The following is a 12998-nucleotide window of genomic DNA, read 5'->3' as shown; positions in this document are numbered from 1 at the left end:
TGCGCCTGTGTTTTTATAAAAACCTGACTTTTTTTTACTGATGATAAGGTTCCCTGTGATCGCATCCTCGCTGACTTCGACCCTACTAGTTACCGCGCTACCAGCCGCGGTGGTCGTCGTGCGTGTGGTGGTGGTCGTCGGCAATGCGCCGTAGGGTCCGAATCAACGCATCGATTCCCAAACCCCGCCGGCGCAAACCGGGCGGGGTTTCTTGTTTTAGCACCCTGCCCAGAAAAGCTCACCGGCCTTGAGAAAGGACAGGAACATGGCAACTTCGGGCACGCCTCAACCGGGCACCAGCTTTACCGGCGCACAATTGATCGTTCATCTGCTGGAGCGTCAGGGCATCACCACCGTCGCCGGCATCCCTGGCGGCGCCGCGCTGCCGCTGTATGACGCGCTGAGCCAAAGCACCCGCATTCACCACGTGCTGGCGCGCCACGAACAGGGCGCGGGCTTTATGGCGCAAGGCATGGCGCGCGCCAACGGCAAAGCGGCGGTGTGCATCGCCTCCAGCGGGCCGGGCGCCACCAACCTGGTCACCGCCATCGCCGATGCCAAGCTCGACTCCATTCCGCTGGTGTGCATCACCGGGCAGGTGCCTTCCTCGATGATCGGCACCGACGCCTTCCAGGAAGTGGATACCTACGGCATTTCCATCCCGATCACCAAGCACAACCATCTGGTGCGCGATATCCGCGAGCTGCCGCAGGTGATTGGCGACGCGTTCCGCATCGCCGAGTCCGGCCGTCCCGGCCCGGTCTGGATCGATGTGCCGAAAGACGTGCAGACCGCCACCATCACCCTGGAAGAGTTGCCGCCGATCGCCGTACCGGACGCCTCCCCGAGCTTCGATCCGGCGCTGGTTTCGCAGGCCGCCGCGATGATCAATCAGGCGAAACGCCCCATCCTCTACCTGGGCGGCGGCATCATCTGCGCCGACGCTCACCGGCAGGCGCTGGAGCTGGCCGAGCGCGCCGGTCTGCCCACCACCATGACGCTGATGGCGCTGGGCGCGATGCCGGTGGAACACCCGCTGTCGCTGGGCATGCTGGGCATGCACGCGGCGCGCAGCACCAACTTCATTCTGCAGGAGGCCGATCTGCTGATCGTGCTGGGCGCGCGCTTCGACGATCGGGCGATCGGCAAAACCGAGCAGTTCTGCCCTAACGCCGCCATCATTCATGTGGATATCGACCGCGCCGAGCTGGGCAAGGTCAAACAGGCCAACGTGGCGATCCATGCCGACGTCGGCCAGGTGCTGCAACAGCTGCTGCCGCAGATCGACACGCAGCCGCGCAGCGCGTGGCTGAACACCGTCAACGACCTGAAGCGCGAATTCCCGTTCAACATGCCGAACGCCGACGATCCGCTGAGCCATTACGGCCTGGTGCTGGCCGCCGCGCGCTGCGTGGACGACAGCGCCATCATCACCACCGACGTGGGTCAGCATCAGATGTGGGTAGCGCAGGCCTATCCACTGAGCCGGCCGCGCCAGTGGCTGACGTCGGGCGGCCTGGGCACCATGGGCTTCGGTTTGCCGGCGGCGATCGGCGCGGCGTTGGCGGAGCCCGAACGTAAAGTGCTGTGCTTCTCCGGCGACGGCAGCCTGATGATGAACATTCAGGAAATGGCCACCGCGGTCGAGCACGATTTGGACGTGAAAATCATTTTGATGAACAACCAGGCATTGGGGCTGGTGCACCAGCAGCAAACCCTGTTCTACCAGCAGCGCATCTTCGCCGCCGCCTATCCGAAGCGTACCGACTTCCTGAAAATCGCCGCCGGATTCGGGCTGGATACCTGCGATCTGAACGCCGCGGAAGATCCGCAGGCGGCGCTGGCCGAGGCGATCCAACGTCCGGGTCCCTGCCTGATCCACGCGCTGATCGATATCAATGAAAAAGTGTTCCCGATGGTGCCGCCGGGCGCCGCCAACATCGACATGATTGGAGAATAAGCCATGCTGCAACCACAAGATAAACCCCAGGTGATCCTGGAGCTGGCGGTGCGCAACCATCCCGGCGTGATGTCGCACGTTTGCGGGCTGTTCGCTCGCCGCGCGTTCAACGTCGAAGGCATTTTATGTCTGCCGTTGAAGGACGGCCAACAGAGCCGCATTTGGCTATTGGTCGCCGACGATCAGCGGCTGGAACAAATGATAAGCCAGGTGGAAAAGCTGGAAGACGTGCTGCGGGTGAAGCGCCACAGCGAAGACGTGCGGGTATTTGAACAGCTGGAAGCGTTCTTCCAGTAAGGAGAACGGGGGCTAATGCCCCCGCAATCATTGCCCGGACAGCACCTGCCACAACAGATGCCGGTACAACGGCATCAGCGGCTGTTGGCTCAGCAAATAGCCGACCGCCAACGCCGCCAGCCAACTCAATCCACACACCACGCGCAGCCGCAGCGGCGTCAGCCAACGGCTCAGCCGATCGGCGCTGCGCTTACCCTCGCGCCACCAGCGCCAGCTTAGCCACACCGCCAGCCAGACCAGCAGCGCCGCCGCGAGCAACAGCCACTTGAACGTCGCGCTGTTGGCGTCGGCGGGGATATCGATCGCCACCCCCGCCAGAATGCCGGGGAAGAAATAGACCGGCGGCCAGGTCAGGCAACCGATGATGTTCGGCAACGCAAACTTGTACGGCGGCAAATCGAGCATGCCGGCCACCATCGGCACCAGCGGGCGCGTCGGGCCAACGAAGCGACCGATCAAAATGGTCGCCATACTGTGCTGGTGCAAGGCATGTTCGGTTTTGTCGAGCAGCGCTTTGTTCTTCTTCAGAAACGACCAGCGATGCAAAGGCCCCTTAAAGGCGCGGCCGACGAAATAGGAGATCCAATCGCCGAGCAGGCAGCCGACGATGCCCGCCGCCCAGGCGTAGTAAAAATCCACCTTGCCGCTGCCGATCAGCGCGCCGATGCTGGCCATCATCACCGTGCCGGGCAACAGCAGCCCCACCAGCGCCAACGACTCCAGAAAAGCGACCAGCAGAACGACCATCAGAGTGAAAGCCAGTGACTGGGTGATCAAATCTTGTAAATAGGCTTCCATTACACCTCTGTGGATTATTCGGGCCAAACGGGGCCGAGGATTTTCCAGCGCCGCCGCTGGCGAGTCAATCGATGAATTGTATGCGTATTTGGCAACGCCGCACGGCGATGGACAATCACTGTATAAAAACCCATACTGTAATTTATCTATATTAGCGCCAAAACCGACATCACGCTGAACGTCGCACACGCCGCCCGGCGGAAAACGAAGGGGTTATGACAGCACTGCAACAGGGGTTCCTGCTCACTCGCCACTGGCGCGACACGCCCGCCGGCACCGAGGTCGAATTTTGGCTGGCGACCGACGCGGGCCCGCGCCAGCTGCGTCTGCCGCCGCAAACCTCGGTGGCGTTTATCCCCGCCGAACAAAGGCCGCGCGCGGAACTGCTGCTGCGCGAAGAACGGCAGGTGGAACTGAAACCGCTGGCGCTGACGGATTTTCATCACCGCCCGATGCTGGGGCTGTACTGCCGCCAGCACCGTCAGCTCATCAAGCTGGAAAAACTGCTGCGGGAAGGCGGCGTTGCGGTCTATGAAGCCGACATTCGCCCCCCGGAGCGCTACCTGATGGAACGCTTCATCACCGCGCCGGTGTGGTTCAACGGCAGCCCCAACGGCGGCGGCCTGTTGCTCAACGGCCAGATGAAGCCGGCGCCGGAGTACCGCCCAACGCTCAAACTGGTATCGCTGGATATCGAGACTACCGCCCACGGCGAACTTTACTCCATCGCGCTGGAAGGCTGCGGCCAGCGGCAGGTCTACATGCTGGGGCCGGCCAACGGCGGCGATGAGCCGCTGGATTTCAATCTGGAATACTGCGCCAGCCGCCCTCAGTTGCTGGAACGACTGAACGCCTGGCTGGAGCGTCACGATCCCGACGCCATCATCGGCTGGAACCTGGTACAGTTCGATCTGCGGGTGCTGCAAAAGCACGCCGAGCGCTACCAGATCCCGCTGCGGCTGGGGCGCGGCGGCAACCTGCTGGAGTGGCGTGAGCACGGCTTCAAACAGAACCATTTTTTCGCCGCCGCCGCCGGCCGGCTGATCATCGACGGCATCGAAGCGCTGAAATCCGCCACCTGGAACTTTCCCTCCTTCAGCCTGGAATACGTTTCGCAGGAACTGCTGGGCGAAGGCAAGGCGATCGACAATCCTTATCAACGCATGGCGGAGATCGACCGGCGCTTCGCCGAAGACAAGCCGGCGCTGGCCCGCTACAACCTGAAGGACTGCGAGCTGGTGACGCGGATTTTCGCCAAGGCCGACCTGCTCAACTTCCTGCTGGAGCGCGCCACCGTCACCGGGCTGGCGGCCGATCGCAGCGGCGGATCGGTGGCGGCCTTCAGCCACCTCTATATGCCGCGCATGCATCGCCTGGGCTTTGTCGCCCCCAACCTCGGCGAACAGCCGGAGGAACACAGCCCCGGCGGCTTTGTGATGGATTCCCGGCCCGGCCTGTACGATTCGGTGTTGGTACTGGACTATAAAAGCCTGTACCCGTCGATCATCCGCACCTTCTTGATCGATCCCGTCGGGTTGGTGGAAGGCATGCGCCACCCAAATGACGCCGACTCGGTGCCCGGCTTTCGCAACGCCCGCTTCTCGCGCAGAAAACACTGCCTGCCGGCGATCGTTGAGCAGATCTGGCAGGGGCGCGAGGCCGCCAAACGCCAGCACAACAAGCCCCTGTCGCAGGCGCTGAAGATCATCATGAACGCGCTGTACGGCGTGCTGGGATCGAGCGGCTGCCGCTTCTTCGATCCGCGGCTGGCGTCGTCGATCACCCTGCGCGGCCACGAGATCATGCGCCAAACCCGCGAGCTGATCGAAGCCGAAGGCTATCAGGTGATTTACGGCGACACCGACTCCACCTTCGTCTGGCTGAAACAGCCGCATGACGAACAACAGGCGGCGCAGATCGGCCGGGCGCTGGTGCAACGGGTCAACGCCTGGTGGCAGCAGCATCTGCAGCAGCAGTTCGGGCTGGAGAACGCGCTGGAGCTGGAGTTCGAAACCCACTATTCCCGCTTCCTGATGCCGACCATTCGCGGCGCCGAGCAGGGCAGCAAAAAACGCTACGCCGGCCTGATCGCGCGCGCCGACGGCCAGGAAGAGATGGTGTACAAAGGCCTGGAAACGGTGCGCACCGACTGGACGCCGCTGGCGCAGCAGTTCCAGCAGCAGCTCTATCAGCGCATCTTCAAACAACAGCCCTACCAGGACTATGTGCGCGACTACGTCGGCAAAACCCTGAACGGCGACTTCGACGATCAACTGGTGTACCGCAAACGGCTGCGCAGAAAGCTCGACGACTATCAGCGCAACGTGCCGCCGCACGCCCGCGCCGCGCGCATCGCCGACGACTACAACCGCAGTCAGGGGCGGCCGCTGCAGTATCAGAACGGCGGCTGGATCAGCTACGTGATGACCGTCGCCGGGCCGGAACCGCTGGAAACCCGCCATTCGCCCATCGATTATCAGCACTACCTCGAACGTCAGCTGCAACCGGTGGCAGACGCTATACTCCCTTTCTTGCACGACGACTTCACCACGCTGGTCACCGGGCAGATGGGGCTGTTTTGAGATTGCGCCAGGTTAAGAAAAATCATCCGGTTTTGCAGGTGACGAACGCGCCGCCTTCCATTACCATAGCGCCCTTCCCAAAACTGAACCACGCTTAGCCCTGCCGTCTCGCGACGTCTGCATGGCGTGAACGGCTATTGCCCGCCAAATTTAAAACAAACCGGGATTAGCTGACGTTCAGTACAGGTGCCGCGGCCCTTCCCGCCCGGTAACAAGACTTACTTACAAAGAATCGAGCCGACAATATATGCCTTTTACTCTTGGTCAACGCTGGATCAGCGACACGGAAAGCGAATTAGGACTGGGCACCGTCGTGGCGCTGGATGCGCGCATGATTACCCTGCTTTTCCCCGCCACCGGTGAAAACCGCCTCTATGCCAGAAACGATTCGCCGATCACCCGCGTGATGTTCAACCCGGGCGATACCGTCAGCAGCCACGAGGGATGGCAGCTGCAGGTGGAAGAGGTGAAAGAGGAAAACGGTCTGTTGACCTATATCGGCACCCGCCTGGACACCCAGGAAAGCGGCGTGGCGATGCGCGAAGTGCTGCTGGACAGCAAACTGACCTTCAGCAAGCCGCAGGATCGCCTGTTCGCCGGCCAAATCGACCGCATGGATCGTTTCGCGCTGCGTTTTCGCGCCCGCAAATACCAGAGCGAGCAGTATCGCCTGCCGTTCGCCGGCCTGCGCGGCATGCGCGCCAGCCTGATCCCGCACCAGCTGCACATCGCTCATGAAGTCGGCCAGCGCCATGCGCCGCGCGTTCTGCTGGCGGACGAAGTCGGCCTCGGCAAAACCATCGAAGCCGGCATGATCATCCACCAACAACTGCTGGCGGGCCGCGCCGAGCGCGTGCTGATCGTGGTGCCGGAAACGCTGCAGCACCAGTGGCTGGTGGAGATGATGCGCCGCTTCAACCTCTACTTCTCGCTGTTCGACGACAGCCGCTACGCCGAAGCCAAGCTCGACAGCAGCAACCCGTTCGAGACCGAACAGCTGGTGATCTGCTCGCTGGACTTCGTGCGCCGCAACAAGCAGCGCCTGGAAGAGCTGGCGGACGCCCAGTGGGATCTGCTGGTGGTCGATGAAGCGCACCACCTGGCCTGGAGTGAAGAAGCGCCGAGCCGCGAATATCAGGTGATCGAACAGCTGGCCGAGCATATCCCCGGCGTGCTGCTGCTGACCGCCACCCCGGAACAGCTGGGCCAACAGAGCCACTTTGCGCGCCTGCGCCTGCTCGATCCGAACCGTTTCCACGACTACGGCGAGTTCGTCGCCGAACAGCAGAAATACCGTCCGGTGGCCGACGCCGTCACCCTGCTGCTCAGCGGTGAACGCCTGGCCGACGACAAGCTGAACCTGCTGGGCGAGCTGATCGACGAGCAGGACATCGAACCGCTGCTCAAAGCGGCCAACAGCGAAGGCGACAACGCCGAGCAGGCGCGCCAGGAGCTAGTTTCGATGCTGATGGATCGCCACGGCACCAGCCGCGTGCTGTTCCGCAACACCCGCAACGGCGTGAAGGGCTTCCCGCACCGCAACCTGCACCAGATCAAGCTGCCGTTGCCAACCCAGTATCAGACCGCGATCAAAGTCTCCGGCATCATGGGCGCCAAAAAGTCCGTCGAGGCGCGCGCGCGCGACATGCTGTACCCGGAGCAAATCTATCAGGAATTCGAAGGCGAAAACGCCACCTGGTGGAACTTCGACCCACGCGTCGAGTGGCTGCTGGATTACCTGCTGGCCAACCGCAACGAAAAAGTGCTGGTGATCTGCGCCAAAGCCGACACCGCGCTGCAGCTGGAGCAGGTGCTGCGCGAGCGTGAAGCGATCCGCGCCGCGGTGTTCCACGAAGGGCTGTCGATCATCGAGCGCGACCGCGCCGCCGCCTACTTCGCCTCCGAAGAGGAAGGCGCGCAGGTGCTGCTGTGTTCCGAGATCGGTTCCGAAGGCCGCAACTTCCAGTTCGCCAGCCAACTGGTGATGTTCGATCTGCCGTTCAACCCGGATCTGCTGGAACAGCGCATCGGCCGTCTGGACCGTATCGGCCAGATGCACGATATCCAAATCATGGTGCCTTACCTGGAGCACACCGCACAGGCGGTGCTGGGCCGCTGGTTCCACGAAGGGCTCGACGCCTTCGAACACACCTGCCCGACCGGCCGCACCATCTACGACAGCTGCTACGAGCAGTTGATCGGCTATCTGGCCGCGCCGACCGAGCAGGAAGGCCTGGACGAATTCATCCACGCCTGCCGCCAGCAGCATGACCAGTTGAAAGCGCAGCTGGAACAAGGCCGCGACCGTCTGCTGGAGATGCACTCCAACGGCGGCGACAAAGCCCAGGCGCTGGCCGCCGCCATCGCCGAGCAAGATAACGACGTCAACCTGGTGGGCTTCGCGCTCAACCTGTTCGACATCGTCGGCATCAATCAGGAAGATCGCAGCGACAACCTGATCGTGCTCACGCCGTCCGACCATATGCTGGTGCCGGACTTCCCGGGCCTGCCACAGGACGGCTGCACCGTCACCTTCGATCGCGATCAGGCGCTGTCGCGCGAAGACGCGCAGTTCGTCAGCTGGGAACACCCGATCATCCGCAACGGCCTGGATCTTATCCTGTCCGGCGATACCGGCAGCTGTGCGGTGTCCCTGTTGAAAAACAAAGCGTTGCCGGTCGGCACCTTGCTGGTTGAGCTGGTGTACGTGGTGGAAGCCCAGGCGCCGAAGCACCTGCAGCTGACCCGCTTCCTGCCGCCGACGCCGATCCGCATGCTGATGGACCGCAAGGGCACCAACCTGGCGGCGCAGGTCGAGTTCGAAAGCTTCAACCGCCAGTTGAACGCGGTCAACCGTCACACCTCCAGTAAGCTGGTCAACGCCGTGCAGCAAGACGTGCACGCCATGCTGCAGCAGGCGGAAAGCCTGGTGGAAGCGCAGGCGCGCACGCTTATCGAACAGGCGAAGCAAGAGGCGGACGACAAGCTGAGCGCCGAGCTGGCGCGTCTGGAAGCGCTGAAGGCGGTCAACCCAAACATCCGCGACGACGAAGTCGAGACGCTGGAGTTCAACCGCCGTCAGGTGCTGGCCAACCTCAATGAAGCCGGCTGGCGTCTCGACGCCATTCGTCTGGTGGTGGTCACCCACCAGTAACCGGCGCGACGCGGGGAGGCAGCCGTCTCCCCGTTCGGCCCTTTTCGCGGAGCCAAGATGGAACCCTACAATCCCCCGCAGGACCCGCTGCACATCCTGTATCAGGATGAACACATCATGGTGGTCAACAAGCCCAGCGGCTTGCTGTCGGTGCCCGGCCGCGCGCCGGAAAACAAAGACAGCCTGATGACCCGCATTCAGGCCGATCATCCGGCCGCCGAATCGGTGCACCGGCTGGATATGGCCACCAGCGGGGTGATCGTGGTGGCGCTCAACAAGGCCGCCGAGCGTGAGCTGAAGCGTCAGTTCCGCGAACGCGAACCGAAGAAATCCTATATCGCCCGCGTTTGGGGGCATATGGAACATGACGAAGGGTTGGTGGATTTGCCGCTAATCTGCGACTGGCCGAACCGGCCGCTGCAAAAGGTGTGTTTTGACACCGGCAAAGCGGCGCAAACGGAATATCTGGTGCTGTCGCGCGACGCCGATGGCAGCACGCGCGTGAAGCTGACGCCGATCACCGGCCGCTCACATCAGCTGCGGGTGCACATGCTGGCGCTGGGACACCCGATCCTCGGCGACGGTTTCTACGCCCCGCCGGAGGCCAAGGCGATGGCGCCGCGATTGCAGCTGCATGCGCAAGAGTTGCGCATCACCCACCCCGCCTTCCAGACGCAGATGCACTTTCGCGCCGAGCCGGATTTCTGAACCCCATGTTAAACGGGCCCGGCATGCCGGGCCCGCTTTCATCGCTTATTTAAAACCTTTCTCGCGTTTGATCAGGTCGTACGCCGCCTGGATCTCCTGCGCTTTCTGCTTGGCCATTTCCATCATCTCCGGCGGCAAGCCTTTCGCCACCAGCTTATCCGGATGGTGTTCGCTCATCAGCTTGCGGTAGGCGCGTTTGATGGTGGCGGCATCGTCGCTGCTGCGCACGCCGAGCACCTTGCACGCATCGTCGAGCGTCGGGCCGCGCTGAGCCTGCTGATAACCGCCCTGCGAATACCCGCCCTGCTGACCGCCGCCGAACTGACGCCCGCCCTCCATCATGCTGAGGAACTGATCGAACTGCGCGCGCGAAATGCCCAGCTCTTCGGCGATGACATACAGCACCTGACGTTCGTTCGGGTGCAGCGAGCCGTCGGCGAACGCCGCCTGAATCTGAATTTCCAGAAACATCCGAATCAGATCGAAGCGGCCGAAACAGATGCTGCGGAACTGCTGCAGCGTCTCACGCAGCGGGAACTGGCTCTGTTTGCCCTCGCGGAACGCCTGCTGCGCAGCAGTGCGCGCTTCGCCGTGCAGCTGCAGGCGATCCATGAACAAGCTGGCGATCTGGATATCCGCCTCGGTGACGCGTCCTTTGGATTTGGTCAGGTGGCCCATCACCTGAAAAGTGGTGCGGAAAAACAGCGTTTGCCGCGTTTGCTGGTCGGTGAAAAACCCCCGGCTGCGCTTGTTGCTGCGCGCCGTATCGATCATATGACCGATAATCAGCCCCAGAACTACACCCCAGAATCCCGCGCCAGACCAGATGGCAACGATGACGCCGAGCAGTTTTCCCCAATACTGCATATACTCCTCAATTATCATGCCGAAAGCCGCCCGCTCTCCTCCGTTTCAGGAAAGGGCGCAGGCGATTTTTCCTAGAATTTGGATTATCATACCTGTCATTTATCTTTGCGCCTAACGACGACGCAAGTAAACGGCTGGATTTAGCACTAGCGCAACGCAGATGAGTAATATAGTCTCTGACCGTTTGCCGGACACGACGCCTCTGATGACGGAACACCAAAACCGCGTATGAAAAAAAGTTTCCCAACACTGCTGGCCACGATGATTTGGACGGCACTCTACAGTCAGCATGCGCTGGCTGATCTGGCCGAGCAATGCATGCTTGGCGTTCCTGTTTACGACAAGCCTTTGGTCAGCGGCGATCCGAACAGCCAGCCGGTGACCATCAATGCCGATGACTCGCGCGCCGACTACCCGAAAAGCGCCCTGTTCAGCGGCAACGTGCATATCGAGCAGGGCAACAGCACCCTGACCGCCAAAGAAGTTGAGCTGAATCAGACGCAAAACCCCGGCCAGACGGAACCGGTTCGTACCGTCACCGCCACCGGCGACGTGCACTACAGCGACAATCAGATCAAACTGAAAGGCCCGAAGGCCTGGTCTAACCTGAATACCAAAGATACCGACGTCTATGAAGGCGACTACCAGATGGTAGGCCGTCAGGGGCGCGGCGACGCCGACAAGATGAAAATGCGCGGCGCCAACCGTTACACCATCCTGGAAAACGGCACCTTTACCTCCTGTCTGCCAGGCGACGACAGCTGGAGCGTGGTCGGTTCCGAAGTGATCCACGATCGCGAAGAGCAGGTGGCGGAAATATGGAACGCCCGCTTCCGCATCGGCGGCGTGCCGGTGTTCTACAGCCCGTACCTGCAGCTGCCGGTCGGCGACAAGCGCCGTTCCGGCTTCCTGATCCCGAACGCCAAGTACGGCAGCAACAACGGCTTCGAGTTCATGTTGCCGTACTACTGGAACATCGCGCCGAACTACGACGCCACCATCACCCCGCACTATATGTCCAAGCGCGGCTTGCAGTGGCAGACCGAGTTCCGTTATCTGGTGCAGCCGGGCCTCGGCCTGATGGAGTTCGACTGGTTGCCGGACGACAAGGAATACGGCAAAGATCATGACGACAACAAACGCTGGCTGTTCTACTGGAACCACAACGGCGTCATGGATCAGGTGTGGCGCTTCAACGTCGATTACACCAAGGTCAGCGATTCCAAGTACTTCACCGATCTGGACTCAAAATACGGCTCCACCACCGACGGCTACGCCACGCAGAAATTCAGCCTCGGCTACGCCAACGAGAACTGGAACGCCACGCTGAGCTCCAAGCAGTTCCAGATTTACGACGATACCGATCGCTCACAGTCGGACTCGTATAAAGTCCAGCCGCAGCTGGATCTGAACTACTACAAGAACGATCTCGGCCCGTTCGATTTCCATATTTACGGCCAGGCGGCCAAGTTCACCAGCGTCAACCCATACAGCCCGGACGCCACCCGTCTGCATATGGAGCCAACGCTCAACCTGCCGCTGACCAACGGCTGGGCCAGCCTGAACACCGAAGCCAAGCTGATGGCGACCCATTACCAGCAGGATATTCCTGACGGTTTCGCCGCCAACTACCAGAGCCGCAAAAACGCTGCCGCGCCGGAGCTCGATGATTCGGTCAACCGCGTACTGCCGCAGTTCAAGGTCGACGGCAAGCTGGTGTTCGAGCGGCCGATGATCTGGGCCGAAGGCGCCACCCAGACGCTGGAGCCGCGCGTGCAGTACCTGTACGTGCCGTACCGCGACCAGAGCAACATCTACACCTACGACACTACGCTGCTGCAGACCGACTATTCCGGTCTGTTCCGCGACCGCACCTACAGCGGCCTGGATCGCATCGCTTCGCAGAACCGCGTCTCTACCGGTGTGACCACGCGCATTTATGATGACGCGCTGGTGGAACGTTTTAACGCTTCCGTGGGTCAAATCTACTACTTCAGCCGTTCACGCACCGGCGATCAGGTGACGGGATACGACAACAACGACGATACCGGCAGCGTGGCCTGGGCCGGCGATACCTATTGGAAAATCGACGATCGTTGGGGCCTGCGCGGCGGCCTGCAGTACGACACCCGTTTGAACAGCGTCTCGCTGGGCAACGGCGTGGTGGAATACCGCCAGGACGCCGAGCGCGTGGTGCAGCTGAACTACCGTTACGCTACGCCGGAATATATCCAGACGGCGTTGAACACCAAAACGGTTCCGGCCTTCCAGGACGGCATCTCGCAGGTGGGCATCACCGGCAGCTGGCCGATCGCCGATCGTTGGGCGGTGGTCGGGGCGTACTACTACGACACCCGCGCCAAACAATCCGCCGATCAGCTGGTGGGGCTGAAGTACAACACCTGCTGCTGGGCGGTGACGCTGGGCTACGAGCGCAAGATCACCGACTGGAACAACAGCAACAATACCAGCGTTTACGACAACAGAGTTTCGTTCAACGTCGAACTGCGCGGCCTGAGCAGCGATCATAGTCTCGGCTCCGCAGAAATGCTGCGCTCCGGCATTCTGCCGTATCAGCGCGCATTCTGACGCTTTGCAACACTTTGAAAACGAGAACTTTCACCCGCATTTG

9 protein-coding genes are annotated in these 12998 nt (G+C 61.6%); 7 read left to right on the top strand and 2 right to left on the bottom strand.

Annotated elements, in window-relative coordinates; translation table 11 throughout:
• Positions 1 to 40 precede the first annotated feature (40 nt).
• The 3 genes from ivbL (at position 41) to ilvN (ending at position 2257) form a co-directional block, all read left to right on the top strand.
• Positions 41 to 154: an ilvB operon leader peptide IvbL gene (ivbL, locus tag J9788_RS16360; RefSeq protein ID WP_154747116.1), complete on the top strand. Its 114-nt coding sequence runs from the start codon at positions 41 to 43 to the stop codon at positions 152 to 154.
• Between the two features lie 111 nt (positions 155 to 265).
• Positions 266 to 1960 (top strand): acetolactate synthase large subunit, encoded by a 1695-nt coding sequence (ilvB, locus tag J9788_RS16355; RefSeq protein ID WP_182265279.1) that lies wholly within the window; start codon positions 266 to 268, stop codon positions 1958 to 1960.
• 3 nt (positions 1961 to 1963) lie between these two features.
• Positions 1964 to 2257: an acetolactate synthase small subunit gene (ilvN, locus tag J9788_RS16350; RefSeq protein ID WP_033641839.1), complete on the top strand. Its 294-nt coding sequence runs from the start codon at positions 1964 to 1966 to the stop codon at positions 2255 to 2257.
• A gap of 27 nt (positions 2258 to 2284) precedes the next feature.
• Here ilvN and J9788_RS16345 read toward each other — a convergent pair whose 3' ends face one another.
• Positions 2285 to 3055 (bottom strand): DedA family protein, encoded by a 771-nt coding sequence (locus J9788_RS16345; RefSeq protein WP_182265278.1) that lies wholly within the window; start codon positions 3053 to 3055, stop codon positions 2285 to 2287.
• A 215-nt stretch (positions 3056 to 3270) separates the two neighbouring features.
• Between J9788_RS16345 and J9788_RS16340 the strand changes: the two genes are divergently transcribed.
• The 3 genes from J9788_RS16340 (at position 3271) to rluA (ending at position 9499) form a co-directional block, all read left to right on the top strand.
• Positions 3271 to 5637, top strand: coding sequence for a DNA polymerase II (locus tag J9788_RS16340; protein ID WP_182265277.1), 2367 nt, complete (start codon positions 3271 to 3273; stop codon positions 5635 to 5637).
• 247 nt (positions 5638 to 5884) lie between these two features.
• Positions 5885 to 8791, top strand: coding sequence for an RNA polymerase-associated protein RapA (gene rapA, locus J9788_RS16335; protein WP_046898111.1), 2907 nt, complete (start codon positions 5885 to 5887; stop codon positions 8789 to 8791).
• Positions 8792 to 8848: 57 nt separating this feature from the next.
• Entirely contained in the window at positions 8849 to 9499 is a 651-nt protein-coding gene (gene rluA, locus J9788_RS16330) for a bifunctional tRNA pseudouridine(32) synthase/23S rRNA pseudouridine(746) synthase RluA (RefSeq protein WP_046898110.1), read from the top strand.
• A gap of 45 nt (positions 9500 to 9544) precedes the next feature.
• Here the strand turns inward: rluA and djlA are convergent, their stop codons facing one another.
• Positions 9545 to 10366, bottom strand: coding sequence for a co-chaperone DjlA (djlA, locus tag J9788_RS16325; protein ID WP_025301546.1), 822 nt, complete (start codon positions 10364 to 10366; stop codon positions 9545 to 9547).
• Between the two features lie 228 nt (positions 10367 to 10594).
• Here djlA and lptD point away from each other — a divergent pair, with 228 nt between their 5' ends.
• Positions 10595 to 12955, top strand: coding sequence for an LPS assembly protein LptD (gene lptD, locus J9788_RS16320; RefSeq protein WP_182265276.1), 2361 nt, complete (start codon positions 10595 to 10597; stop codon positions 12953 to 12955).
• Positions 12956 to 12998 lie beyond the last annotated feature (43 nt).

The sequence above is a fragment of the Serratia sp. X10 genome, from assembly GCF_017811775.1.
GTDB lineage: Bacteria > Pseudomonadota > Gammaproteobacteria > Enterobacterales > Enterobacteriaceae > Serratia > Serratia ureilytica.
This window is presented reverse-complemented; position numbering and strand designations above follow the sequence as displayed.

Coding starts and splice junctions, on each gene's coding strand:
- ilvN (WP_033641839.1), top strand. CDS start 1,964: ATGCTGCAACCACAAGATAAACCCCAGGTGATCCTGGAGCTGGCGGTG.
- lptD (WP_182265276.1), top strand. CDS start 10,595: ATGAAAAAAAGTTTCCCAACACTGCTGGCCACGATGATTTGGACGGCA.
- J9788_RS16345 (WP_182265278.1), bottom strand. CDS start 3,055: ATGGAAGCCTATTTACAAGATTTGATCACCCAGTCACTGGCTTTCACT.
- ivbL (WP_154747116.1), top strand. CDS start 41: ATGATAAGGTTCCCTGTGATCGCATCCTCGCTGACTTCGACCCTACTA.
- rluA (WP_046898110.1), top strand. CDS start 8,849: ATGGAACCCTACAATCCCCCGCAGGACCCGCTGCACATCCTGTATCAG.
- rapA (WP_046898111.1), top strand. CDS start 5,885: ATGCCTTTTACTCTTGGTCAACGCTGGATCAGCGACACGGAAAGCGAA.
- J9788_RS16340 (WP_182265277.1), top strand. CDS start 3,271: ATGACAGCACTGCAACAGGGGTTCCTGCTCACTCGCCACTGGCGCGAC.
- ilvB (WP_182265279.1), top strand. CDS start 266: ATGGCAACTTCGGGCACGCCTCAACCGGGCACCAGCTTTACCGGCGCA.
- djlA (WP_025301546.1), bottom strand. CDS start 10,366: ATGCAGTATTGGGGAAAACTGCTCGGCGTCATCGTTGCCATCTGGTCT.